This is a genomic window from Micromonospora sp. NPDC004540 (assembly GCF_040610095.1).
Lineage (GTDB): Bacteria > Actinomycetota > Actinomycetes > Mycobacteriales > Micromonosporaceae > Micromonospora.
On record NZ_JBEXLR010000103.1, the window covers coordinates 1 to 22,982 of the forward strand.

A 22,982-nucleotide genomic window follows, 5' to 3' on the forward strand; every position below is an offset into this window, starting at 1 on the left:
ACCGGCTCAACCGCTCCGGCGACCGACAACTCAACCGCGCCCTACACACCGTCGCTCTGTCCCGCCTGCGCTACGACGAACGCACCCGCGCCTACGCCGACCGACGCCGCACCCAAGGCAAAACCGACCGCGAGATCAAACGCTGCCTCAAGCGCTACATCACCCGAGAGCTCTACCGCCGCCTCGAAACCCCACCCCAACCACTTGACGCGGCATAGGAGCGTCCCGCCCGCCCTCCGGCGTTGATCATGAAGCTGGCGGCACTTTCGGAGATCCACATCGCCGCCAACTTCATGATCACCGGGGCCGGGGGAAGGGGATCGGTCAGAAGAAGAGGCCGCGGCGGGAGAGGGACTGGCGGAGCCAGCCGTCGAGCTGGGCGGTCCAGTCGGTGCGGTCGGCGGTGGCGTGGTCGACCGTGAATCGGCCGAAGGCGTCCCGGCCCTCGGTGAACAGGCCGCCGCGCTTGTCCAGCTCCAGCACCACGTGCACCTGGTGCGGGTCGGTGACGAAGGTGAGTTCGAGCTGGTTCATGGCGCGCGCGTACTGCGGCGCCGGGTGGAACTCGATCTCCTGGTAGAACGGCAGGCTCTGCCGCACGCCGTAGAGGTGGCCGCGCTCGACGTCGGCCCGGGCGAACCGGAAGCCCAGCCGCAGCAGCGCCTCCAGCAGCCGCTCCTGGGCGGGCAGCGGGTGCACCGCCACCGCGTCCAGGTCGCCCTTGTCGACCGCCCGGGCCACCTCCAGCTCGGTCCGCAGCCCCATGGTCATCCCGTGCAGGTGCTGGCCGTACAGGTCGGTGAGCGGGGTCTCCCAGGGCACCTGGAAGCGGAACGGCACGTCGTGCCGCTGCCCCGGGTCGAGCCGGAACGCGCCGGTCACCTGGGCCCGGCCGAACTCCTGGGTGGTGTCGTACTCCGAGTCGCCGCTCTCCACCTCGACCCGGGTCACCAGGCCGAGCGCGACGAAGCTCACGTCCACCGGGTGGTCCCCGCCGACCACCTGGATCCGGCCCTCCAACTGGCCGCCGGGACGGCAGTTCGGGTTGGCCAGCACCGTCTCCACCGACGGTCCACCCACACCCATCGCCTGCATGAGCCGCTTGAAGACCACCACGTCCTCCGATCGCCTGTGCGCGCCGAGCCCCGCTGGCCGGCCGCTGGCACGGTAACCGGGCCTGGCAAGGCACAGCCGACGTTCCGCCCCGATTGCTGTCGGGTCCCCGATCGCCTCACTCCCGTTTCACGCCCCGCCCGCCAAGCTGTTCATCACCGGGGCCACCGCGCCGGCGGACGGCACGGAACCGGTACGGCACGACGGACACGGGGAGAGAACGAGATGGCCCAGCAGATGATCGAGCACCAGGACATGGACGTCACCCTGACCGACCTGGACGCCACCGACGAGCGCGGCGTCTCCACGGACCTGGTCCGGGCGTACCTGAACGGCATCGGCCGCACCAAGCTGCTCACCGCGGCGCAGGAGGTCGAGCTGAGCAAGCGCATCGAGGCCGGCCTCTTCGCCGAGGAGAAGCTCTCCACCTGCACCCCGGTCTCCGCAGAGCTGCGCGCCGACCTGGAGCTGATCGCGGCCGAGGGCCGCGCCGCCAAGGACCACCTGCTGGAGGCGAACCTGCGGCTGGTGGTGAGCATCGCCAAGCGCTACACCGGTCGCGGCATGGCCTTCCTCGACCTCATCCAGGAGGGCAACCTCGGCCTGATCCGCGCGGTCGAGAAGTTCGACTACACCAAGGGCTACAAGTTCTCCACCTACGCCACCTGGTGGATCCGCCAGGCCATCACCCGCGCCATGGCCGACCAGGCCCGCACCATCCGCATCCCGGTGCACATGGTCGAGCAGGTCAACCGGATGGTCCGGGTCCGCCGCGAGCTGTCCGTCACGCTGGGCCGGGAGCCCACCGTCGCGGAGGTGGCCACCGCGCTGGACATCCCGGAGTTCCAGGTGATCGAGCTGATCTCCTACGACCGGGAGCCGGTGAGCCTGGACCAGGCGGTCGGCGAGGACGGCGAGAGCGCGCTGGGCGACTTCGTCGCCGCGGTGGACCCGCGCACCGACCCGGGCGACGCCGCCGGCAACGGCGAACTGCGCAACGAGGTGCGCATCGTGCTGGCCACCCTCTCCCAGCGGGAGCAGGCGGTGATCCGGCTGCGGTTCGGCCTGGACGACGGCCGGCAGCGCACTCTCGACGAGGTGGGTCGCGAGTTCGGGCTGTCCCGCGAGCGGATCCGGCAGATCGAGAAGGTGACCCTGCTCAAGCTGCGCGACCCGGAGCGGGCCAACCGGCTGGAGGCGTACGCCTGCTGACCCGGCCCACCCGACGACAGGCCCCGGCGGTTCGCCGGGGCCTGTCGCGCTTGATGCGGCGGCCCGCGACGACCACGCTGGGACGATGAACTGGACACTGGAAGTAGTGGTGGTGCCGGTCTCCGACGTGGACCGGGCCAAGGAGTTCTACGCCGAGCGGCTCGGCTTCGCCGTCGACCACGACACCGACCTGGGGGGCGTCGGGCGGATCGTCCAACTCACGCCCCCGGGCTCCGGGTGCTCGATCGTCCTCGGCCGGGGCGTCGTGCCGGACATGCCGCCGGGCTCGCTCAAGGGCCTCCAGCTCGTCGTGCCGGACCTGGAGAAGGCCCGCGCCGAGCTGGTCGAGCGGGGCGTGCAGGTCAGCGAGATCCAGGTGGTCGGGCAGAACCCGCGCCCGGTGCCGCACCCGCTGGACAACGTCGGCTTCGTCTTCTTCACCGACCCGGACGGCAACGCCTGGGCGGTGCAGCAGATTTCCAGCCGGGGCTGAGCCTCACAGCCGGCGCGGGCCGGTGTCCGGACGGGGCGCCTCGGCGCCGGTGCGGACGGTGGCGTGCAGCACCGAGATGCCGTCCGGCCGGGCCAGCACCGGGTTGAGGGTGAGCGACCGGACCCGGGGCTGCTCGTCGGCGAGCCGCCCCACCCGCAGCAGCAGGTCGACCAGGGCGGCCCGGTCCACCGGCGCGGCACCCCGGTGGCCGCGCAGCAGCGGCGCGGCCCGGGGCTCGTCGACCAGCTCGGCGGCGTCCCGGTCGGTCAGCGGCACCGCCCGCCAGGCCCGGTCGCCGAGCAGCTCGGTGGCCACGCCGCCCAGGCCGAAGCCGACCACCGGCCCGAACGCCGGGTCCTCCACCAGCTCCACCACGCAGGCCACACCGGGCGGGACCATCGGCTGGACCAGCACGTCCGCGCCGAAGACCGGGGCCATCTCGGCGTACGCGCGGCGCAGCGCGGCGGCGTCGGCCAGGTCGAGCCGCACCGCGCCCAGGTCGAGGCGGTGCCGCAGCCCCGGGGCGGCCGCCTTGAGCGCGACCGGCCAGCCGAGCCGCTCGGCCACCGCCTCCGCCTCCTCGGCCGAGCGCGCCGGCGCCGACTCCACCACGTCGATCCCGTACGCCCGCAGCAGCCCCGCCGCGTCGGCGCCGTCGGGCCGCAGCGCGGCCTGCCCGGCCGCCCGGTCGACCCGGTGCAGCTCGGGCAGCACGCCGGGCGGGCGGCGCAGCCAGTCGGCGTACGTGGTGACCCGCGCCAGGGCCCGGACCGCCTCCTCCACGCTCGGGTACGCGGGCACCCCGGCGGGCACCCGGCCGGCGAGGAAGGTGGCCACCACCGGCTTTCCGGTGCTCCGCGCGTCGGGCAGGGCGGCCGTGAAGTCGGCCTCCGGGTCGGTGAGCTGGCCGGGCAGCGGCGGCGCGAAGACCGCCACCACGGCGTCCACCCGCTCGTCGGCGGCGGAGGCCGCGAGCGCGGCGGCGTACTCGGCGGCGGTGGCCCGGGGGCCGACGTCGTGCGGGTAGCCGTCGGCCACGGTGAGGCCCTGGGCGGCGCAGGCGGTGGCGGCCAGCCCGGTCAGTGCCGAGGAGTTGCCGACCACGGCGACCCGGCGGCCGGCCGGCAGCGGCTGGTGGGCCAGGAGCACGCCGACGTCGAGCAGTTCGGCGACGGTGTCCACCCGGATCACCCCGGACTGGGCGAACAGCGCGCTCACCGCGGCGGCGTCCAGGGCCGGCGCGTCGCCAACCCCCGGTGGGCGGGCCAGCGAGGCCAGCGCGACCACCGGCTTGCTCCGGCCGATCCGCCGGGCCAGCCGGGCGAACTTACGCGGGTTGCCGAAGGTCTCCAGGTAGAGCGTGATGACGTCGGTGCCGGGATCGTCCTGCCAGTACTGGAGCAGGTCGTTGCCGGAGACGTCGGCCCGGTTGCCGGCGGAGACGAAGCTGGACAGGCCGAGCCCGCGCCGGGACGCCTCGGCCAGCAGGGCCACCCCGAACGCGCCGGACTGGCTGAAGACGCCGACCCGGCCGGGGGCGGGCAGCACCGGGGCGAGGGTGGCGTTGAGGCGTACCGCCCCGTCGGTGTTGGCCACGCCGAGGCAGTTCGGGCCGACCACCCGCATGCCGGCCAGGTGTGCGGCCCGGACCAGGGCGCGCTGGGCGGCCGCCCCCGCCGGGCCGGACTCGGCGAACCCTGCGGAGATCACGACCAGCCCGTGCGCGCCGGCCTTCGCGGCGTCGGCGACCACCTCGGTCACCGCCCCGGGCGCGACGGCCACCACGGCCAGGTCGATGTCCTCGCCGGCGTCGGCCGCCGACGGGTACGCGGGCAGCCCGGCCACGGTCGCCGCGGTCGGGTGCACCGGGACGATCGCGCCGGTGAACCCGCCGTCGCGCAGGTGCCCGAGCAGGGCCGCGCCGACGCCCTGGCCGGTGGTGCTCGCGCCGTAGACGGCGATGCCGCGCGGGGCGAGCAGCCGGGCGATGGAGCGGGCCTCGGTGCGGTGCTCCCGGCCGCGCTGCACCTCCAGGGTCGCCTCGGTGGGGGCGATCGGAAAGTTCAGGTGCACCACGCCGTCGGCGTACTGGCGCTGGACCTGGTAGCCGAAGTCGGAGAAGACCCGCAGCATCGCCCCGTTGGCCGGGAGCACCTCGGCGACGAAGTGCACGATGCCGTAGCGCCGGGCTGCGTCGGCCAGGTGCTCCAGTAGCACCGACCCGATGCCCCGGCCCTGGTACGCGTCCTCCACCACGAAGGCCACCTCGGCCTCGGGCGAGCCGGGGCCGAGCCGCTCGTACCGGCCGACGGCGACGATCCGGTCGGCGGCCAGCACCACGAACGCCTCCCGGTCGCGGTGGTCGACGTTGACGAACCGCTGCAGGTCGCGCTCCGGGATGCGCGGGTAGGGCGAGAAGTAGCGCAGGTAGCGGGTGCGCTCGGAGAAGCGCGAGTGCATCGCCACGATCGCCGTGGCGTCGTCCGGGCGGATCTGCCGCAGCTGGACGGTCGTGCCGTCGCTGAGCAGCACGTCCACCGGTTGCTCGACGGTGGTCACCGATCGGTCCTCCCCCGCCGCCGGATCAGTCGCGCGGGTCGTGCGGGTCGAGCCCGAGCAGCGGGAAGACCGCCTTGCGGGTCGCCGCGACGGCCCGGTCCACCGCGGTCGGCTCGCCGCTCGGCTGCCACGGCTGGTACGACGGGTCGACGTCGTCGGTCATCCGCAGCGGGATCTCGTGCCCGGGCCGCCGGCGCGCGGCCAGTTCCCGCCAGGCCGGCGGGGTGAGCGTGGCCGGGTCGAGCGGCTCCCCGGAGGCCACCGCGAGCAGGTGCGTCCAGGCCCGGGGCACCACCTCGACCAGCGCGTACCCGCCGCCGCCGAACGCGACCCAGCGGCCGTCGCAGAGCTCGTCGGCGAGCGCGCGCAACGCCACGTAGGTGGCCCGCTGCCCGTCGACCGAGAGGTGCAGGTCGGCCAGAGGGTCGAGCCGGTGCCCGTCCGCCCCGCACTGGGTCACCAGCACCTGCGGCCGGAACGCCCGCAGCACCGACGGCACGATCGCGTGGAACGCCCGCTGCCAGCTCGGGTCGCCGACCCCCGGAGGCAGGGGCACGTTGACGGCCGACCCCTCCGCGCCCGGGCCGCCGGTCTCGTCGGGGAACCCGGTGCCGGGGAAGAGCGCCAGCGGCGTCTCGTGCAGGCTGACCGTGAGCACCCGCGGGTCGCGGTAGAAGATCTCCTGCACGCCGTCGCCGTGGTGCACGTCCACGTCCACGTACGCGATCCGCTCCGCGCCCAGGTCGAGCAGGCGGGCGATGGCCACCGCGGGGTCGTTGTAGACGCAGAACCCGGCGGCCCGGGCGGGCATGGCGTGGTGCAGCCCGCCGGCCACGTTGACCGCTCGCCGGGCCTCCCCGCGCCAGACCGCCTCGGCCGCGGCCACGCTCGCCCCGGCGACCAGCGCGCTCGACTCGTGCATGCCGTCGAAGACCGGGTTGTCCGAGGTGCCCAGGCCGAAGCCGGCGAAGAGCGGGTCCCGGGGCGCGGCGCGCACCGCGTCCAGGTAGCGCGGGTCGTGCACCCGGGTCAGCAGCGCGTCGTCGGCCGGCTCCGGCTTCACCAGCCGGACCCCGGGCCGGTCCAGCACCCCGAGTTCGCGGGCGAGCGCCATGGTCAGCTCGACCCGCACCGGGTCGAGGGGATGGTCGCCCATGTCGTACCCGAGCAGGGCTTCGTCCCACACCACCACCGTGTCGTCGGCCATGGGGCCATCGTCGCACGTGGGCCGGGGCGGCCCGACGGCCCGCGCGGCTCAGCGGCCGGACGTCTCCCCGGTGGCGACCGGACGGTCCGGGTCGGCCACCCAGTTGCTCCACGAGCCCACGTAGAGGGCGGCGTCCGGGCGGCCGGCCAGGTGCAGCGCCAGGACCGCCTGGGCGGCGGTCACCCCCGAGCCGCAGTACGCGCCGACCGGCGCGCCCTCGGCCACCCCGGCGGCGGCGAACCGCTCCCGCAGCGCCTCGGCGGCGGGGAAGCGCCCCTCGGCGACGTAGCCGGGGGCGGGCAGGTTGACCGCGCCCGGGACGTGCCCGGCGACCGGGTCGATCGGCTCGGTCTCGCCCCGGTAGCGCGGGGCGGCCCGCACGTCGAGCAGCACCCCGGCGTCGGCGGCGGCCAGCCGGGCGGCCTCCCCCGCGTCCAGCACCGGCAGCTCGCCCGGGGTGACCGTGACGTCCCCCGGCGCGGGCGCCGGCGCCTCGGTGGAGACGGGCCCGCCGGCCGCGAGCCAGGCCGGGAAGCCGCCGTGCAGCACCCGGACCGGCCGGTGGCCGGCCCAGCGCAGGGTCCACCAGGCGCGGGCGGCCGACATGCCGTCGCCGCCGTCGTACACCACCACGGGGTGGCCGGCGCGGACGCCGGCGGCCCGCAGCGCGGCCTGGAGCGCGGCGGGGTCGGGCAGCGGGTGCCGACCGGCGGCACCCGGCCGGCCGCAGAGGTCGGTGTCCAGGTCGACGAAGACGGCGCCGGGCAGGTGACCGGCCAGGTAGTCCTCCCGGCCGGGCGGCCCGGCGAGCCGCCAGCGGACGTCGAGCAGGGTGGGCGGGTCGGCGCGGTCGAGCTCGGCGGCGAGCCGATCGGGCTCGACGAGGAGGCCTTCGGTTCCGGACATGCGGTCCAGTCAACACCATCCGGGCAGCGACCTCCCGGGTCGGCATCCGTTGATCGTCGGGGGTCCGGGGTAGCATCGAACGCCGGGAGGCCGCTGACGTGAAGCATGACCTGGTCGACACGACCGAGATGTACCTGCGCACCATCCTCGAGCTGGAAGAGGAGGGGGTGCCGCCGCTGCGTGCCCGGATCGCGGAGCGGCTGAGGCAGAGCGGCCCCACCGTCAGCCAGACCGTCGCCCGGATGGAGCGCGACGGCCTGCTCACCGTCGAGGGCGACCGCCACCTGATGCTCACCGCGCTGGGCCGCAACACGGCGGTTTCGGTCATGCGCAAGCACCGGCTGGCCGAGCTGCTGCTGGTGAACGTGATCGGGATGCCCTACGAGGAGGCCCACGAGGAGGCCTGCCGGTGGGAGCACGTCATGAGCGACGCGGTCGAGAAGCGGGTCTACGACCTGCTCAACCGCCCGACCCGCTCGCCCTACGGCAACCCGATCCCGGGCCTGGAGGAGTTGGGCGACCCGGGCCTGCGGGAGGCCGAGACCGCCGAGGGCGAGCGCAACCTGGCCTTCCCGGGCCTCTCCGGGCCGGTGGTGGTGCGGCGGATCTGCGAGAGCGTGCAGACCGACGCCGACGTGCTCCGGCAGTTGCACGCGGCGGGTGTCGACCCGGGCGCCACGGTGACCGTGGCCCAGGAGCGCGACGGCGTCTCGATCGACCGCTCCGGCGACCGGGTCCGGCTGCCCCGCGAGGTGGCCTCCCGGGTCTTCGTCGCGGCCCGCTGACCCGCCCCGGCCCTCTCCCGCCCGGCGGCGGTCAGAGCTGCCGGGTGTCGATCACCTTGGCGAGGTTGACCAGCTTGCCGGCCACCTTGTCGGCCTCGGCCGTGGCGGTGCCGCGCGGGCTGGTCCACCGCAGGGTGGCCAGCCGCCCCTCGCCGGAGAGCCAGCCCACCTCCGCCGCCGCGCCGTTCTTCGCGGTCTTCGGCAGGGTGTGCCGGTAGCCGATCTTCCCGAGCTTGGTGACCTTCTTTGCGCCCCGGGGCAGCACGTCCAGGGTGAAGGTCGACGTGTCGATCGACGTGTCGGTCACCGTGAGGGTCAACTCGGGCAGGACGGCCTGCTCGGCGCGGACCACGCAGGTGTGGGTGTCGCCCTTCTCCATGGCGGCGGCCACGTCGAACCTGCCGCCGGTGTGCTTGGCGATCACCGCGAAGTCGAGCAGCCGGCACGCCCCGCCGGACGAGGCGGCGGAGACCTCGACCGCCCGCGGTTCCGCAGCCGGCACCGCCACCGGCGCGGCCTCCTCGGCGCAGCCGGCGGTCAGCAGTACGGCCGAAGCGGCCAGCCAGGTCCGGGCGCGCACGTGAGACCTCCGCAGTTGTCGGCGGGGTCCGCCCGCCGGATGTCCGTCGGACACCGTACGGGGTGCCCGCCGGGGACGGAAGTCGTCAACCGTCCACATACGGACAGTGCCGGCACCCTCGCCCGCAGCAGGTGCCACGGCGGGCCAGGAAACCGGCGCTGAGCACGAACAGTCCGGTGGCCGGGTCCAGGTAGCCGGCCTCCCCGGCGGCCAGGGCGGCGGCGTGCGCGGCGAGGATCCGCGCCCGGTCGGGATGGTCGGGCGACAGCCGCGACGGGTGCGGCTCGGTCAACGGCCGGTCCGCCAGGGGGAGTCGCTCTCCGGTCACCGGGCGAGTCTACGGAGCCCCGCCGTCGGCCCCCCGGCGCCGGTTCAGCCGAGCCGGGCGAACGCCGCGGCGACCGCCGCCGGGTCCGCGCCCCCGGCCAGCAGCATCCGGAGCAGCACCTTGGCCTTGTACGGGTCGAGCAGCCCTCCGCAGAGCAGCCCGCGCCGCCGCAGGTCGGTCTCCGAGCCGACCGCGCCGTAGGTGTTCCGCAGCACCGACCCCGCCCCGGTCCGCGAGGCGAGCACCACCGGCATCCGCGCGGCCAGGGCGCCCAGCGCGGGGGCGAAGTCCGGCGGCACGTGCCCCACCCCGAAGCCGGCCACCACCAGCCCGTCCAGGTTGGGGGTGAGCGCGTCGAGCAGCGCCGGGTCGTCGTCGAGGGTGACGGTGTGCAGCGCCACCCGGGTGGCGGCCAGCCGGTCCCGGTCCACGGGTGGCAGCGGTGCGTGCCGGGGTGGGCGGGTGAGCAGGCGTGCCGCGCCCTCGATGACGTGGCCGATCGGGCCGGCGTTGGGCGAGGCGAAGGTTGCCGTACTGGTGCTGTGGGTCTTGCGGACGAAGCGGGCGGCGTGGATCTCGTCGTTGAACGCCACCAGCACGCCGAGGTCCCGCGCGGCCGGCGCGGCGGCCACCCGGGCGGCGGCGAGCAGGTTGGCCGGGCCGTCCGGGCCGGCCAGGGTGGGGTTGCGCATCGCGCCGGTGAACACCAGCGGCGCCGGGTGCGGCCAGACCAGGTCGGCCAGGAACGCGGTCTCCTCCAGGGTGTCGGTGCCCTGGGTGACCACCACGCCGGCCGCCCCGTCGGCGACCGCCGCGCCGGCCGCGTCCACCAGGTCCAGGATCTGCCGGTACGCCAGGGCGGCGCTGGGCACCGCCTCGACGTCCCGCACGTCGAGCGGGACGTCGGCGAGCCCGGGCACGGCGGCCGTGAGGTCGGCGCCGGTGAGCCGGCTGACCACTCCCCCGGCTCCGGTCCCGGCCATGGCGATCGTGCCGCCGAGGGTGAAGAGCGCGACGGTCACCGGGTGGGCCTCTCGGCGAGCAGGAACGCCCGCGGTCTGCGGCAGCTCGGTTCGATCATGAAAACCGACCCTAGTCGGCGGCCGGCGCCGGCGGAAATGCCGCGCCCGGCGGCGGGACGGCGGGATACCGTGCCGGGTCGCACACCCGAGACCCCGACGGACAGGCCCGAGCGGTGACCCAGCAACTGACGCCCCCGACCACCGGAACCCGCACCTCGCTGTGGCGGAGCCGGGACTTCCTGCTGCTGTGGAGCGGCCAGACGGTCAGCGAGGTGGGCACCCGGATCTCCGGGGTGGCGGTGCCGCTGCTCGCCGCGGGCGTGCTCGACGCCACCGTCTTCCAGGTCTCCCTGCTCACCTTCCTGGCCTGGCTGCCGTACCTGTTCTTCTCGCTGCCGGCCGGGATGCTGGCCGACCGGGTCGACCAGCGGCGGCTGATGGTCGCGTGCGACCTGGGTCGCGCGGCGCTGCTGCTGTCGGTGCCCGTGGTGGCCCTGGTCGGCCACCTCACGCTGGCCTACCTGTACGCGGTGGTGGGGCTCTCCGGCGTGCTGACCGTCGCGTTCACGGTGGCGTACCGGAGCCTGCTGCCCGCGCTCGTCGCGGCGGACGACCTGACCTCGGCGAACGCGCGCCTGGAGGTGAGCGAGAACCTGGCCCAGCTGGCCGGGCCGAGCGCCGGCGGCGTGCTCGTCGGGCTGCTCGGCGCGGCCCGGACCTTCGTGGCCGACGCCGCCAGCTTCCTGGCCAGCGCGGTCACGCTGCTGCTGGTCCGGCACCGCCCGGCGCCGCGCACCGAGGGCCGGGTGTCGGTGCGGGCGGCGCTGACCGAAGGGCTCGGTTTCATCCGCCGGCAGCGGATCCTCGCCCTGGTGCTCGCCTGCACCGCCACCTCGAACTTCTTCGTGATGGCCGCGCACGCCATCGAGGTGCCGTATCTGCTGCGCGTGCTGCACGCCGCCCCGGCCACCATCGGGCTGCTGTTCAGCCTGGGTTCGGTGGGCGGGCTGCTGGCCGGCGTGCTGGCCGGGCGGGTGACCGCGCTGCTCGGCGGCGCCCGGACCATCTGGGTGTCGATGGCCGCGCCCGGCCCGCTCTACCTGCTCATGCCGCTGTCCCGGCCCGGCTGGGGCGCCCTGCTCTACGCGGTCGGCACGGCGGCGTTCGCGGCCAACGCCGTGCTGTTCAACGTGGCCGCCATGTCGTACCGGCAGCGGGTCACCCCGGCCCGGCTGCTCGGCCGGGTCAACGCCGCGTTCCTGTGGATCTGCTACGGCGTGATCCCGCTGGGCGCCCTGCTCGGCGGCGCCCTCGGCACCCGGCTCGGGCTGCGCCCGGCGCTGCTGGTCTGCGTGCTCGGCATGTGGAGCGCGGCGCTGTTCGTGGTGTTCTCGCCGCTGCGCCGGATGCGGGACTTCGCGACGCCGTGAAAACCTTGTCCGGGTCCATGCCCCGCCGCGCTAGCGCCAGCTCAGTCCGGCGAGTTCCTGCTTGAACTGCGTCAGGGTGAACCCGCCGCCCTCCGGCGGCTCCAGCCGCACCGAGTAGGTCACCGCCCCGACCTTCCACCAGGCAGTCCAGGACCTTCTTGCGTCACCGGTGACGGTGCCTCGGCGCGAGCCGATCGGCACGGTCGTCACCGGCTCGGGAAGGCTGGCCTCGTCCGTGGGTCGCGCGCTCACCAACAGCACCGAACCCTGGGGGCCGTTGTAGCCCTGATACCAGCCCTTGTCTGTCGGCATCCAGTGGGATGGAAACGGACTCCACCGCTTGTCCGACGACAGGTCCGGCAGATCGCGCTCGAAGTAGGTCGGCGGCGTCTGAGCGGTGGCGGCGTCCCGGAGCACCCGGCCGCCCAGCGGCTTCCGCAGCGACACGACGAGGGGAAGGGGGGAACCGGTGGCAGCGCAGTCGGTCGCGTCCACGATGCGGCCCTGGACCGTGACCACCACGTAGGTCTTGTCCTGCTCGGTGACCGTCGCCCGCGGTTGCGACAGCTCTTTGCACGGGGCGTCCCCGGGTCCGCTGTACACGGTGATGTCGATGCCGTTGCGGGCGACCATCGCGGATACCCACGGCAGCGTGGCAGGCGCGTCCGGCGGCGTGGTCCGCCAATCCGGCAGCGTCACGTAGGCCGGGGTTTCCGGTGCCGCATGGTCGGTCGTCCGTTCGCCTGGAGAGCATCCGCCGGTCAGGGCGAGGGCGACGGTGGCCGTCAGCGCGACGAGTGCGACGGCGACACCGCGCTCGCGATGCCGTTCGCTGGTCGTCATGGCCGCCTCCACCGATCATCGGACCGCGCAGGAACGGATCGTACGTGATCATCAGCCGTCGCTGGGCCCCCTCGAACACGGCACGACGACCCTCAGGGCAGAAGAATTCCCGGGGCCGTTGTCGAATCGGGCTGGACCCGTTCGTCGGGGAGGCAAAGGATGAACAACGATCAAGGAGGACCTGATGGCCCAGTACGCAGTTCTGATCTACTCGCCCGCGCCGGCCGACCCGATGGAGATCACGCCCGACTACCTGGCCCTGCTGGACCGGTACCCGGCCCAGGTGGAGGAGTTGGGCGGCCAGATCGTCACGGGGTTCGCGCTCCAGCCGAGCACCACCGCCACGGCGATCCGCGGCGACCTGGTCACCGACGGCCCGTTCATCGAGGCCAAGGAGGTCGTCGCCGGGTTCTTCATTCTGGAGGCGCCCGACCTGGACGTGGCCCTGAAGATCGCCAAGCTGAACCCGGCCACCATCGACGGCGGCGTCGAGGTCCGGCCGCTCTTCCAGCCGCCGGCCGAGTGAGCGACGCCGCCACCGTCGCCGCCGAACGCGCCGTGGCGGACGCGCACCGTCGCGAGTGGGCCTTCGTGCTCGCCGCGACGGCGCGCGTCGCCGGTGACCTCGACGTGGCCGAGGAGTGCGTGCAGGACGCCTACCTGGCCGCGCTGGCCGCCTGGACGCGGGACGGCGTACCCGACAAGCCGGGCGCCTGGCTGACCGCCACCGCGAAGCGCAAGGCGCTCGACGTGCTGCGCCGGGAGAAGGTGTTCCGGTCGAAGATGCCCCTGCTCGTCGAGCCGGTGGAGGCCGAGGTGACGGAGGAGCCCGCCCGAGACGCGGTCCCCGACGACCGGCTGCGGCTGGTGTTCACCTGCTGCCACCCGGCGCTGGCGCGGGAGGCGCAGGTGGCGCTGACCCTGCGCCTGGTCTGCGGGGTGGCCACCGGCGACATCGCCCGCGCGTTCCTGGTCACCGAGACGACCATGGCGGCCCGGGTCACCCGGGCCAAGAAGAAGATCGCCGCGGCCCGGATCCCGTACCGGGTGCCGGAGGCCGCCGAGCTGCCCGAACGGCTCGACGCCGTGCTCACCGTCATCCACCTGCTCTTCACCACCGGGCACACCGCGCCGACCGGGGCCGACCTGGTCCGCGCCGACCTGGTCGACCGGGCGGTGCACCTCACCCGGATGCTGCTCGCCCTGATGCCCGACGAGCCGGAGGTACGCGGGCTGCTCGCCCTGCTGCTGCTCACCGACGCCCGCCGGGCCACCCGCACCGATGCCGGGGGGCGGCTGCTGGTGCTGGAGGAGCAGGACCGCTCCCACTGGGACCGGGCCGCCATCGCCGAGGGCAACCGCCTGGTCCTCGGCGCGTTCCGCACCGGCCGGATCGGCCGGTACGCCCTCCAGGCCGCCATCGCCTCCCTGCACGCGGTCGCCCCCAGCTACGCCGCCACCGACTGGCCCCAGGTGGTGCGCCTCTACGACGAGCTGCTGAAACGCTGGTCGTCGCCGGTGGTCGCGCTGAACCGGGCGGTCGCGGTGTCCATGGTCGACGGGCCGGCGGCGGCCCTCGCCGAGGTCGACGGCCTGGCGGCCGATCCCCGGCTGGCCGGCTACCACTACCTCCCGGCGATCCGCGCCGACCTGCTCCGCCGCCTCGACCGACCGCAGGAGGCGGCCGACGCCTACCGGGCGGCGCTGGACCTGGTCGACAACGACGCCGAGCGCACGTTCCTCACCACCCGCCTCGCCGAGGTCGACCACGCTCCGGGACCGGTCACGTGAGCACGGTGCAGTCGAGAAGTCGGCCGTCCAGGGTGCCGATCACCAGCCGGCCGGCGGCCACCCGGGTCAGCGACAGCGGCACGACGCGGTGACCGTTCACCCGTAGCTCCCGCCGGAGGCGCACCGCGCCGTCCCGGGCGTCCAGCACCACCAGCTCGCCGGAGTTGAACACGACGTACACGAAGCCGTCGGCGGCGTCGAGCGCGGTGGCCTGGTGGTCGGCGGTGAACACCCACTGCGCCGCACCGCGCGGATACGCCCGGCGGACCACGAACGCGTTGCCCGGCAGCAGCCCCGCACCGTCGTGGACCACGCCGGTGTGCACGAGCGCCGGCCCGGAGGCGTCGTCGAGGTACGCCCCGGCGCCGCCGCACAGGTGGCCGCCGCGCGAGGCGTCCCACTCCAGTGGGAACAGCCGGCGCACCCGCCCCTCGGGCGCGGCGACAGCCGTCACCCACTTGTCCCGCCAGGGGTTGTCCCTCCGGCCTTGGAGGAACAGCAGCTCGGGCGCGTACCGGATGTCGAAGAAGTGATTGAACAGGTCGTACCGGCCGGGCTGGGCCGTGGCCGCCGGCTCGCCGTCCGGTGTCCGGAGCAGCACGTCCCCGCGCGCCACCCGGCTGTCGTGCCGGGTGTCGCGCAGCGCCCACCAGCCGTCGGCGCGGGCGGTGACGACCACGGGCGTGGCCGCCGTCTCCGTCTCCCGCACGTCGCCCCTGGCCAGGTCGACCCGCCGCAGCACGCTCGGGTCGGTGGTCCAGCCCCGGTCCTGGAACCGGGGCGGCGTCTGGGTCAGCGCCAGCGCCGACCGCTCGTCCGGCGACACGGTGATCTGGCAGCCGGCGCCCTCGGCCGGCACCCGCCACAGCGGCTCCCCGGAGGCTCCGGACCAGCACTCCAGACCGATTCCTTCGAGCGCCGCGAGGATCCGGCCGTCGGACAGCCCGCGCACCGCCCAGACCGTCCGGCGCGGCGCCCAGGTCCGCCCCCGCTCCCGGCCGAGCCGGTCGAGGTGGGCGGCGGCCGCCGCCGGGTCGGCGCGGGGTGGGTCCGGCACCGGATCCGCCCCGAACGGCGGCCGGAGCATGCCGTCCGTGGCCGACGCCCAGTCGTCCCGAGTGACGGCCCAGGCGAGGGATGTGGCGCCGAACCGCTTCTCGTCCTCGTCGCACGGAATGGCCAGCACCAGGTCGAGGGTGCTGGCATCACGCCAGGTGACCCGCCGCACCTCGCGCCAATGGGGCAGCAGCGACACGACCGACCCGCTGTCCAGGTCGAGAAGCAGCAGTTCCCCCTCGTACGCCCAACCCCCGTCGTAGGAGCCGGTGCCGATCGCCACCAGCGGGAGGGTCGGGTGGAACGCGATCGCGTTGGACCGCCAGCGGGTGGTGAGGTGGTATCGGCAGCTGAGGTCGTCGGTCCGGTACACCCCGACCGGGTACCAGCCCGGATGGGGACGGGACCGGGCGGACACGTCCTGGCCGTGCCACTGGGGATGGGCGAGCGCGCCACCGACGACGATCAGGCGCCCGTCGGGCGAGACCGCCGCGACGCGTGGCTCCCCGATCTCGCGGAACGGACCGTCGCCCAGCACCCGGTCGACCCGGAGCTCGGCCGGGCTCACCGGCTTTCGGTGGAGTCGATTCTCTCGATCATGAACCAAGCTTCGCCGGCGGACCGGTCGGCGACAAGGGATTTCCAGGCGGTCAGGAGACCTGCCGGCGCGCCCTCGCCACGGTCCGGCGGGCGTCGCGCCAGGCGATCAGGGCGGTGCGGATCCGGGGCGAGCTGACCGGCTCTCCCCTGCGCCGAGCCGCGAGCTGACCGATCAGCCAGGCCGGGGCGTGGGCCGCCTCGATGGCCCGGGTCTTGCTGAGCAGGTCGCCGTGGCGCAGCGCGTGCCGGCCCCGGGCCATCGAGGTGAGGCCCAGGTCGGCCAGGGTGGGATCCAGCCAGAGCCACGGCCGCCGGGCGGCCCAGGCCCAGTAGCCGGTGAGTTCGGCGCGGGCGGCGGCCCGCACGTCGTCGTCGCTCATCGGTGGGAGCACCTCGCCCGGCGGGCGGCCGAAGACCGCGTGCCCGTGCCGGACCAGTTCCGCCCGGGTGACGCCGGAGAGGATGCGTTGCACGAGCTGCCCGTGGGTCCACGTCGGATGTCGCCGGTCGCCGTCCGGGATGGTGGCGCTGTCGACGTAGACGCAGCCCAGGTGCAGGCCGGCGGCGCTTCCCGCGTCGAGGCGGCGGTGCACGGCGGCGAGCCTTGCCTCCCGCGCGGCGTCGACCGGGCCGTCGGTGAGTGCCACCAGGTCGAGGTCGCTGACGCCGGGCCGGTAGTCGCCGGTCGCCAGCGATCCCGCGACCATCAGGTCGGTGACCCAGCCGAGCGTCGCGAGGTCACCGGCGAACCGCTCGACGACCGGCAGCGTCACGAAACCAACTCCCCCGACGGTGAATCTTGAAGACTTTCCATTCCTGTCGAAGGGTAAGTGTCCAAGATCTGCCGCCGCGACCGCGACGGCGCGACGCCGGGGACTACGCGAACCAGGTGATCCCCTGGCCGTGCCCGCGGGTCCAGGCCAGCGGCTTCCCGTCGAGAGCCAGCACGTTGTGGAACCCGCCGGGCGGCTGCTCGGGCAGCGCGGGATAGCGCAGCACGTCGGGATCCTCGTTGGCGATCCAGTGCCCGGGCAGCCCGCGGACGACCTCGGCGAACGCCTCCCGCCCGGCCGGCGGCACCTGGTACAGCACCGAGGTGTGGAAGACCACCAGGGTCGCGTCCCGGGGCGCCTGGGCGGCCAGCGCCGGCAGGTCGTCCACCAGGTCGCCCCGGACCAGCCGCGGCGGGTCGGCCGCAGCGACGGCCGCCGCGGCCCGCAACCGCTCGCGGCGGTGCCCGTGCTCCGGCCAGATGAGCGCGTCCAGCCACGCCACGTCGGCCGGGTCGGTCACGTCGAGCGGGTTGAGGTCCAGGCCCGCCCGCCACACCACCTCGGGCCGGCGGGCCGGGGGCGCGATCCCTCCGATCGTGCAGTCGAGGACCGGTTCACCCGCGCCGAGCCGGTGGTCGCCGTAGCGGTAGGCGTACCGGTCGGGGTAGAGGCACAGGCCCGCCGAGGTGCCGACCTCCAGCAGCGCGAGGGGCTGCGGCAGCGACGCCAGCACCGGCAGGAGTACGGCACACCGGCCCGGCTCGTTGGTCTGCGTGGCCCGGACCCGCATCTCCGCCTCGATGGCCGGCCAGCTCGCCAGGACGTACGCACGGAAGGCCGCCGGATCCTCGACGGGGCCGCCGAGCAGCCGGACCACGGCGAAGAGCAGGTTCGGCTGGCGCTTCGCCGGCGGCAGGGTGTCGATCCGGGCCAGCAGCTCCTCGTCGCGGGAGACCGTCTCCGACAGCCGCTCGTACGCGGGCGACACCCCGCGCGCCTCCCGGGCGGCGAAGGTGGCGTAGCGGTCCGCAGTGGTCATGGCCCGAGCATCCCAGCCGGAGGCCGCGCCGGAGCTTCCCCGACGGCGTGAGCTTCGTCCCGTTCAGACGCCGCGAGCGCGGCAGGGAGTCCCCTGCCGCGCTCGCGAGCGGTCGTCCGTCAGCTGCAGCCGCTGGTGGAGCCGCAGCCCTCGCAGACGTAGCAGCTACCGGCGGGCCGCATCTTCGTGCCGCAGGTGAAGCAGAGCGGCGCGTCCGCGGCCTTGCCGATCACGGCCTCCAGCAGTTCGGTGCTGGAGCCCACCGACGGCGCCGGCTTGACGGCGGCCACCTCGGCCACCTCCTGCGCCGGCTGGGCCACCGGGCCGATCTTCGGCTCGGGCGCCTCGACCGGGGCGGAGGCGGCCATCGCGGTGAGGTCCGCACCGCTCGCCTCCGCCTCCGCCTCGGCCGCGAGCTGGGCGGCCCGCTCCTTCGCGGTGAAGATGCCCAGCTCCGCGCGGCGCTCGTACGGCAGGAAGTCCAGGGCCAGGCGACGGAAGATGTAGTCCATCACCGAGGCCGCCATCCGCACGTCCGGGTCGTCGGTCATGCCGGCCGGCTCGAAGCGCATGTTGGTGAACTTGCTGACGTACGTCTCCAGCGGGACGCCGTACTGGAGACCGATGGAGATGGCCACCGAGAAGGCGTCCATCACGCCGGCCAGGGTCGAGCCCTGCTTCGACATCTTGAGGAAGACCTCGCCGAGGCCGTCGTCCGGGTACGACGAGGCGGTGAGGTAGCCCTCCGCGCCGCCGACCGAGAACGAGATGGTCTCCGACGGGCGCTTCTTCGGCAGCCGCTTGCGCACCGGCCGGTACTCGACGACCTTCTCCACGACCTTCTCGACCGCGGCGGCCGGGGTGGCGGTCTCGGCGGCGGCCTTGTTCGGCTTGGCGGCCGACAGCGGCTGGCCCACCTTGCAGTTGTCCCGGTAGATCGCCAGCGCCTTGAGGCCGAGCTTCCAGCCCTCGAAGTAGATCTTCTCGACGTCCTCGACGGTCGCCTGCTCCGGCATGTTGACCGTCTTGGAGATGGCGCCGGAGATGAACGGCTGGACGGCCGCCATCATCCGCACGTGGCCCATCGGCGCGATGGACCGCTCGCCCATGGCGCAGTCGAAGACCGGGTAGTGCTCCGGCTTCAGGCCGGGGGCGTCCACCACGTGGCCGTGGTCGGCGATGTGCTCGATGATCGCCTCGACCTGCTCCTCGGGGTAGCCGAGGCTGCGCAGGGCGCGCGGCACGGTCTGGTTGACGATCTGCATCGAGCCGCCGCCGACCAGCTTCTTGAACTTGACCAGGGCCAGGTCCGGCTCGACACCGGTGGTGTCGCAGTCCATCATCAGGCCGATGGTGCCGGTCGGGGCGAGCACGCTGGCCTGCGAGTTGCGCCAGCCGGACTTGTCGCCGACCTTGTTGCCGAGCGTCCACTGCTTGGTGGCCTCGCGCTGGATGGCGGTGGCCACCGTGCCGCTCGGCTTGATGGCGTCGTTGGCGGCGGCGTGCTTGCGCATGACCCGCTTGTGCGCCTCGGCGTTGCGGGCGTAGCCCTCGTACGCGCCGACGATGCCGGCCAGCTCGGCCGAGCGGCGGTAGGCGGTGCCGGTCATCAGCGAGGTGATCGCCGCGGCGACCTCCCGGCCCTGCGCCGAGTCGTACGGCAGGCCGGAGGCCATCAGCAGCGCGCCGAGGTTGGCGTAGCCGATGCCGAGCTGCCGGTAGGCGCGGGTGGTCTCGCCGATCTTCTCGGTCGGGAAGTCGGCGAAGCAGATCGAGATGTCCATCGCGGTGATGACGAACTCGACCGACTTGACGAACTTCTCCACCTCGAAGCTGCCGTCGGCGCGCATGAACTTCATGAGGTTCAGCGAGGCCAGGTTGCACGAGGAGTTGTCCAGGTGCAGGTACTCCGAGCACGGGTTCGACGCGGTGATCCGCCCGGTCTCCGGGCAGGTGTGCCAGTCGTTGATGGTGTCGTCGTACTGGAGGCCGGGGTCGGCGCACTCCCAGGCGGCCTGGGAGATGGTGCGGAACAGCTTCTTGGCGTCGATCGTCTCGATGGTCTGGCCGTCGAGCCGGCCGCGCAGGTCGAAGCCGCCGCCGTTCTCCACCGCGGTCATGAACTCGTCGGAGACGCGCACCGAGTTGTTGGCGTTCTGGTACTGCACGCTGACGATGTCCGCGCCGCCCAGGTCCATGTCGAAGCCGGCGTCCCGCAGCGCGCGGATCTTGTCCTCCTCGCGCGCCTTGGTCGCCACGAACTCCTCGATGTCCGGGTGGTCGACGTCGAGGATGACCATCTTGGCCGCACGCCGGGTGGCGCCGCCGGACTTGATGGTGCCCGCGGAGGCGTCCGCGCCGCGCATGAAGCTGACCGGGCCGGAGGCGGTGCCGCCGGAGGAGAGCAGCTCCTTCGAGGAACGGATGCGGGAGAGGTTGACCCCGGCGCCCGAGCCGCCCTGGAAGATCCGCCCCTCCTCCTTGTACCAGTCGAGGATCGAGTCCATCGAGTCGTCGACGGCGAGGATGAAGCAGGCGCTGACCTGCTGCGGCGACGGCGTGCCGACGTTGAACCAGACCGGCGAGTTGAAGCTGAACACCTGGTGCAGCAGCATCCAGGTCAGCTCGTGCGCGAACACCTCGGCGTCGGCCGGGGTGGCGAAGTAGCCGTACTCCTCGCCGGCGGTGCGGTAGGTGTCGACCACCCGGTCGATGAGCTGCCGCAGCGACCACTCCCGCTCCGGGGTCCCCACCGCGCCCCGGAAGTACTTGGTGGTCACGATGTTGGCCGCGTTGACCGACCAGGACTGGGGGAACTCGACCCCGCGCTGCTCGAAGTTGATCGAACCGTCCCGCCAGTTCGTCATCACGACGTCGCGGCGCTCCCAGGTGACCTCGTCGTAGGGATGCACCCCCTCGGTCGTCCAGACGCGCTCGATCTTCAGCCCTGCCCCGGCCTTGTTCCGTGACTTGCTGGTCGTCACGCCCTCGCCCCCCTCGTCAGCGCGGTCACCCACCGCGCGTCGTCAAACTGTCAGAAACCCGTGAAACTCAACTGGTCGCGCCGGCGGCCCCGACCGCCCCGGCGCCCTCGCGGGCGCGCGCCGCCTCCCGCAGCGTCTCGATCTCGCGCTCGAAGTCGGCGAGCGAGTCGAAGGAGCGGTAGACGCTGGCGAACCGCAGGTAGGCCACCTCGTCGAGGTCGCGCAGCGGCCCCAGGATGGCCAGCCCGACCTCATTGCTGGGGATCTCGGCGGCCCCCTTGGCCCGGACGGTCTCCTCGACCTTCTGCGCGAGCAGCGCGATGGAGTCGTCGTCGACCGGCCGGCCCTGGCACGCCTTGCGCACCCCGCCGATGATCTTGGTGCGGCTGAACGGCTCGGTCACCCCGCTGCGCTTGACCACCGCGAGCACCGCCTCCTCGACGGTGGTGAACCGCTTGCCGCACTCCGGGCAGGACCGCCGCCGCCGGATGAGCTGGCCGTCGTCGGCCTCCCGCGAGTCGACCACCCGGGAGTCGGCGTGCCGGCAGTACGGACACCGCATCGCCTGACCTCCTTCATCGACTGCGGCCCACCGCCCGCCTCCGGGCACGCGTCACCGCGACGGCACCATCTCTCGATGGCCGCCGCCGGGTCGGCGGTGCGGGGAGTGCGGTCGGTAACCGGACCCAACCTGTAGGCGACTTACGCCCATGTAACCACAACATCTAGGGGTCGACCGTATGCCGTCGTACTAGCGAGGTCAAGTTGGCCGGCGTGTCCGGCGCGTCATCAGAATCACTCACCCGTGCCACCCTGTCCCCGGCGTACCGAGGAGCCCAACGGCCGGAGGCCGCCGGGGTCACGGGACGCCGGGATGGAACATTCGTTCGAGAGCGACGTACCATTTATCAGAACAGGCGTTCGGAAATCCAGGATTTTGCCGCGACACGCCGACAACAGGTCGTACAGATGTTTGAAAATGGCCGATCTCACCTATACGGTCAACAACGACCGGGCGCGGCGGATCGCGGCGGACCGGTCGTCAGCACCACCTGAGCACGCACCACGAGCCGACGAGGCACCCAGCGCCGACCAGGGAGGACGGACGTGACCGAGGACCGGGCCAGCCGGCAGAAGAACCCGCAGCCGATCGACGGGGCGGGTCCGCCGGCGACCCGTCGACCCCGCACCGCGCGCAGTCGGGCGGCCCAGCCCGCCGTGCGTCCGGTCACCCCGGTGGTCAGCAGCTTCCCCGACCCGGCGACGGTCGACCTCACGGCCCGGCAGCGCCGGATCCTGGAGTTCATCCGCACCTGGGTGGAGCGCCACGGCTACCCGCCGAGCGTGCGCGAGATCGGCGAGGCGGTCGGCCTGGTCTCCCCGTCGAGCGTCGCCTACCAGCTCAAGGAGCTGGAGAAGAAGGGCTTCCTGCGCCGCGACCCCAACCGGCCGCGCGCGGTGGACGTCCGGGCCCCCGGCGACGTCGACGACGAGGCGGCCCGCGCCCAGCGCCCCGCCCCGGCGTACGTGCCGATGCTGGGTCGGATCGCCGCCGGTGGCCCGATCCTCGCCGAGCAGGCGGTGGAGGACATCTTCCCGCTCCCCCGAGAGCTGGTCGGTGAGGGCGAGGTCTTCATGCTCCAGGTCAAGGGCGACTCGATGCTCGACGCGGCGATCTGCGACGGCGACTGGGTGGTGGTCCGGCAGCAGCCGACCGCCGAGGTCGGCGACATCGTGGCCGCCATGCTCGACGGCGAGGCGACCGTGAAGACCTACCGGCGGCGCGACGGGCACGTCTGGCTGATGCCGCAGAACCCGGCCTTCGACCCGATCCCCGGCGACGACGCCACCATCATGGGTCGCGTGGTCGCGGTGCTGCGCCGCATCTGAGACGAGAAGAAGAGGGGGTGACCGCCGGTCCGGCGGTCACCCCCTCTTTCGTGCGTTCAGTAGCGGTCGCCCCGGTAGTCCCGGCCGCCGCCGGAGACCTGGCCGTACTGCTGGCCCCGGTCGCCGTAGCCGCCGTCGCGGCGGCCACCGCGCGGGTCCCGGTGGTCGGGCTCGCGGCGCGGCGGTTCGGCCCGGCCGGAGCCGTAGCCTCCGCCACCCGGCCGGCCGCCGCCGTAGCCGCCACCGCCGGGGGCGCCACCGCCGCCGTAGACGCCGCCACCCTGCGGGCGGCCACCGCCCTGCGGGCCGCCGCCGTAGACCGCGCCCCCGCGACCGCCGCCCTGCGGACGGCCGCCGCCGTAGACGCCGCC

At 73.9% G+C, this 22,982-nt stretch carries 20 protein-coding genes and 2 pseudogenes; 8 read left to right on the top strand and 14 right to left on the bottom strand.

What is annotated here, in order from left to right; all coding sequences use genetic code 11:
• Positions 1-218: pseudogene (locus ABZV78_RS26340) on the top strand (IS110 family transposase); the annotation flags it as partial.
• A gap of 106 nt (positions 219-324) precedes the next feature.
• On the opposite strand, the gene ABZV78_RS26345 reads toward ABZV78_RS26340, so the two are convergent.
• Positions 325-1,113: a sporulation protein gene (locus ABZV78_RS26345; RefSeq protein ID WP_355642746.1), complete on the bottom strand. Its 789-nt coding sequence runs from the start codon at positions 1,111-1,113 to the stop codon at positions 325-327.
• A gap of 225 nt (positions 1,114-1,338) precedes the next feature.
• Between ABZV78_RS26345 and sigB the strand changes: the two genes are divergently transcribed.
• Both sigB and ABZV78_RS26355 read left to right on the top strand, forming a co-directional pair.
• The gene (gene sigB, locus ABZV78_RS26350) at positions 1,339-2,325 is read left to right on the top strand and encodes an RNA polymerase sigma factor SigB (RefSeq protein ID WP_355642714.1); all 987 of its coding nucleotides are present in this window, start codon (positions 1,339-1,341) and stop codon (positions 2,323-2,325) included.
• Between the two features lie 85 nt (positions 2,326-2,410).
• Positions 2,411-2,818, top strand: a complete 408-nt coding sequence (locus ABZV78_RS26355; RefSeq protein WP_355642716.1) for a VOC family protein — start codon at positions 2,411-2,413, stop codon at positions 2,816-2,818.
• Positions 2,819-2,821: 3 nt separating this feature from the next.
• On the opposite strand, the gene ABZV78_RS26360 is transcribed toward ABZV78_RS26355, so the two are convergent.
• From ABZV78_RS26360 to ABZV78_RS26370, 3 genes are read right to left on the bottom strand one after another with little or no spacing between them, the layout of a single operon-like run.
• Positions 2,822-5,377: a GNAT family N-acetyltransferase gene (locus ABZV78_RS26360; RefSeq protein WP_355642718.1), complete on the bottom strand. Its 2,556-nt coding sequence runs from the start codon at positions 5,375-5,377 to the stop codon at positions 2,822-2,824.
• A 25-nt stretch (positions 5,378-5,402) separates the two neighbouring features.
• A complete protein-coding gene (locus ABZV78_RS26365; protein ID WP_355642720.1) occupies positions 5,403-6,584 on the bottom strand; it encodes an acetoin utilization protein AcuC in 1,182 nt (393 codons plus the stop codon).
• 48 nt (positions 6,585-6,632) lie between these two features.
• On the bottom strand, positions 6,633-7,490 hold the full coding sequence (locus tag ABZV78_RS26370; protein WP_355642721.1) for a sulfurtransferase: 858 nt from the start codon (positions 7,488-7,490) through the stop codon (positions 6,633-6,635).
• A gap of 98 nt (positions 7,491-7,588) precedes the next feature.
• Between ABZV78_RS26370 and ABZV78_RS26375 the strand changes: the two genes are divergently transcribed.
• Complete coding sequence (locus ABZV78_RS26375; protein WP_355642723.1) at positions 7,589-8,275, top strand: metal-dependent transcriptional regulator; 687 nt, start codon at positions 7,589-7,591, stop codon at positions 8,273-8,275.
• A 31-nt stretch (positions 8,276-8,306) separates the two neighbouring features.
• On the opposite strand, the gene ABZV78_RS26380 is transcribed toward ABZV78_RS26375, so the two are convergent.
• From ABZV78_RS26380 to ABZV78_RS26390, 3 genes are all read right to left on the bottom strand, one after another.
• Complete coding sequence (locus ABZV78_RS26380) at positions 8,307-8,855, bottom strand: hypothetical protein (RefSeq protein WP_355642725.1); 549 nt, start codon at positions 8,853-8,855, stop codon at positions 8,307-8,309.
• An 85-nt stretch (positions 8,856-8,940) separates the two neighbouring features.
• Entirely contained in the window at positions 8,941-9,183 is a 243-nt protein-coding gene (locus ABZV78_RS26385) for a DUF5522 domain-containing protein (RefSeq protein WP_355642727.1), read from the bottom strand.
• Between the two features lie 44 nt (positions 9,184-9,227).
• Positions 9,228-10,205, bottom strand: coding sequence for an asparaginase (locus tag ABZV78_RS26390; RefSeq protein WP_355642729.1), 978 nt, complete (start codon positions 10,203-10,205; stop codon positions 9,228-9,230).
• A gap of 173 nt (positions 10,206-10,378) precedes the next feature.
• Between ABZV78_RS26390 and ABZV78_RS26395 the strand changes: the two genes are divergently transcribed.
• A complete protein-coding gene (locus ABZV78_RS26395; RefSeq protein ID WP_355642730.1) occupies positions 10,379-11,635 on the top strand; it encodes an MFS transporter in 1,257 nt (418 codons plus the stop codon).
• A gap of 30 nt (positions 11,636-11,665) precedes the next feature.
• Here the strand turns inward: ABZV78_RS26395 and ABZV78_RS26400 are convergent, their stop codons facing one another.
• Positions 11,666-12,478, bottom strand: coding sequence for a hypothetical protein (locus tag ABZV78_RS26400; protein ID WP_355642732.1), 813 nt, complete (start codon positions 12,476-12,478; stop codon positions 11,666-11,668).
• Between the two features lie 184 nt (positions 12,479-12,662).
• Here ABZV78_RS26400 and ABZV78_RS26405 point away from each other — a divergent pair, with 184 nt between their 5' ends.
• Together ABZV78_RS26405 and ABZV78_RS26410 are read left to right on the top strand one after the other, a co-directional pair.
• Complete coding sequence (locus ABZV78_RS26405; RefSeq protein WP_355642734.1) at positions 12,663-13,004, top strand: YciI family protein; 342 nt, start codon at positions 12,663-12,665, stop codon at positions 13,002-13,004.
• A gap of 65 nt (positions 13,005-13,069) precedes the next feature.
• The gene (locus ABZV78_RS26410) at positions 13,070-14,269 is read left to right on the top strand and encodes a DUF6596 domain-containing protein (RefSeq protein ID WP_355642748.1); all 1,200 of its coding nucleotides are present in this window, start codon (positions 13,070-13,072) and stop codon (positions 14,267-14,269) included.
• Here the strand turns inward: ABZV78_RS26410 and ABZV78_RS26415 are convergent.
• The 5 genes from ABZV78_RS26415 to nrdR all read right to left on the bottom strand — a co-directional run bounded on the left by ABZV78_RS26415 (position 14,262) and on the right by nrdR (position 21,283).
• Complete coding sequence (locus tag ABZV78_RS26415) at positions 14,262-15,893, bottom strand: hypothetical protein (protein WP_355642736.1); 1,632 nt, start codon at positions 15,891-15,893, stop codon at positions 14,262-14,264. The genes ABZV78_RS26410 and ABZV78_RS26415 overlap by 8 nt on opposite strands.
• Positions 15,894-15,975: 82 nt before the next feature.
• A complete protein-coding gene (locus tag ABZV78_RS26420; protein WP_355642750.1) occupies positions 15,976-16,692 on the bottom strand; it encodes a nucleotidyltransferase domain-containing protein in 717 nt (238 codons plus the stop codon).
• A 109-nt stretch (positions 16,693-16,801) separates the two neighbouring features.
• Positions 16,802-17,737, bottom strand: a complete 936-nt coding sequence (locus tag ABZV78_RS26425) for a DUF2332 domain-containing protein (protein WP_355642738.1) — start codon at positions 17,735-17,737, stop codon at positions 16,802-16,804.
• Positions 17,738-17,856: 119 nt separating this feature from the next.
• On the bottom strand, positions 17,857-20,754 hold the full coding sequence (locus ABZV78_RS26430) for a vitamin B12-dependent ribonucleotide reductase (protein WP_355642740.1): 2,898 nt from the start codon (positions 20,752-20,754) through the stop codon (positions 17,857-17,859).
• A 34-nt stretch (positions 20,755-20,788) separates the two neighbouring features.
• On the bottom strand, positions 20,789-21,283 hold the full coding sequence (gene nrdR, locus ABZV78_RS26435; RefSeq protein WP_355642742.1) for a transcriptional regulator NrdR: 495 nt from the start codon (positions 21,281-21,283) through the stop codon (positions 20,789-20,791).
• A gap of 545 nt (positions 21,284-21,828) precedes the next feature.
• Between nrdR and lexA the strand changes: the two genes are divergently transcribed.
• On the top strand, positions 21,829-22,611 hold the full coding sequence (lexA, locus tag ABZV78_RS26440) for a transcriptional repressor LexA (RefSeq protein ID WP_355642744.1): 783 nt from the start codon (positions 21,829-21,831) through the stop codon (positions 22,609-22,611).
• 56 nt (positions 22,612-22,667) lie between these two features.
• On the opposite strand, the pseudogene ABZV78_RS26445 reads toward lexA, so the two are convergent.
• Positions 22,668-22,982, bottom strand: a pseudogene (locus ABZV78_RS26445) (hypothetical protein); the annotation flags it as partial.

Coding starts and splice junctions, on each gene's coding strand:
- nrdR (WP_355642742.1), bottom strand. CDS start 21,283: ATGCGGTGTCCGTACTGCCGGCACGCCGACTCCCGGGTGGTCGACTCG.
- ABZV78_RS26370 (WP_355642721.1), bottom strand. CDS start 7,490: ATGTCCGGAACCGAAGGCCTCCTCGTCGAGCCCGATCGGCTCGCCGCC.
- ABZV78_RS26365 (WP_355642720.1), bottom strand. CDS start 6,584: ATGGCCGACGACACGGTGGTGGTGTGGGACGAAGCCCTGCTCGGGTAC.
- ABZV78_RS26400 (WP_355642732.1), bottom strand. CDS start 12,478: ATGACGACCAGCGAACGGCATCGCGAGCGCGGTGTCGCCGTCGCACTC.
- sigB (WP_355642714.1), top strand. CDS start 1,339: ATGGCCCAGCAGATGATCGAGCACCAGGACATGGACGTCACCCTGACC.
- ABZV78_RS26355 (WP_355642716.1), top strand. CDS start 2,411: ATGAACTGGACACTGGAAGTAGTGGTGGTGCCGGTCTCCGACGTGGAC.
- ABZV78_RS26405 (WP_355642734.1), top strand. CDS start 12,663: ATGGCCCAGTACGCAGTTCTGATCTACTCGCCCGCGCCGGCCGACCCG.
- ABZV78_RS26425 (WP_355642738.1), bottom strand. CDS start 17,737: ATGACCACTGCGGACCGCTACGCCACCTTCGCCGCCCGGGAGGCGCGC.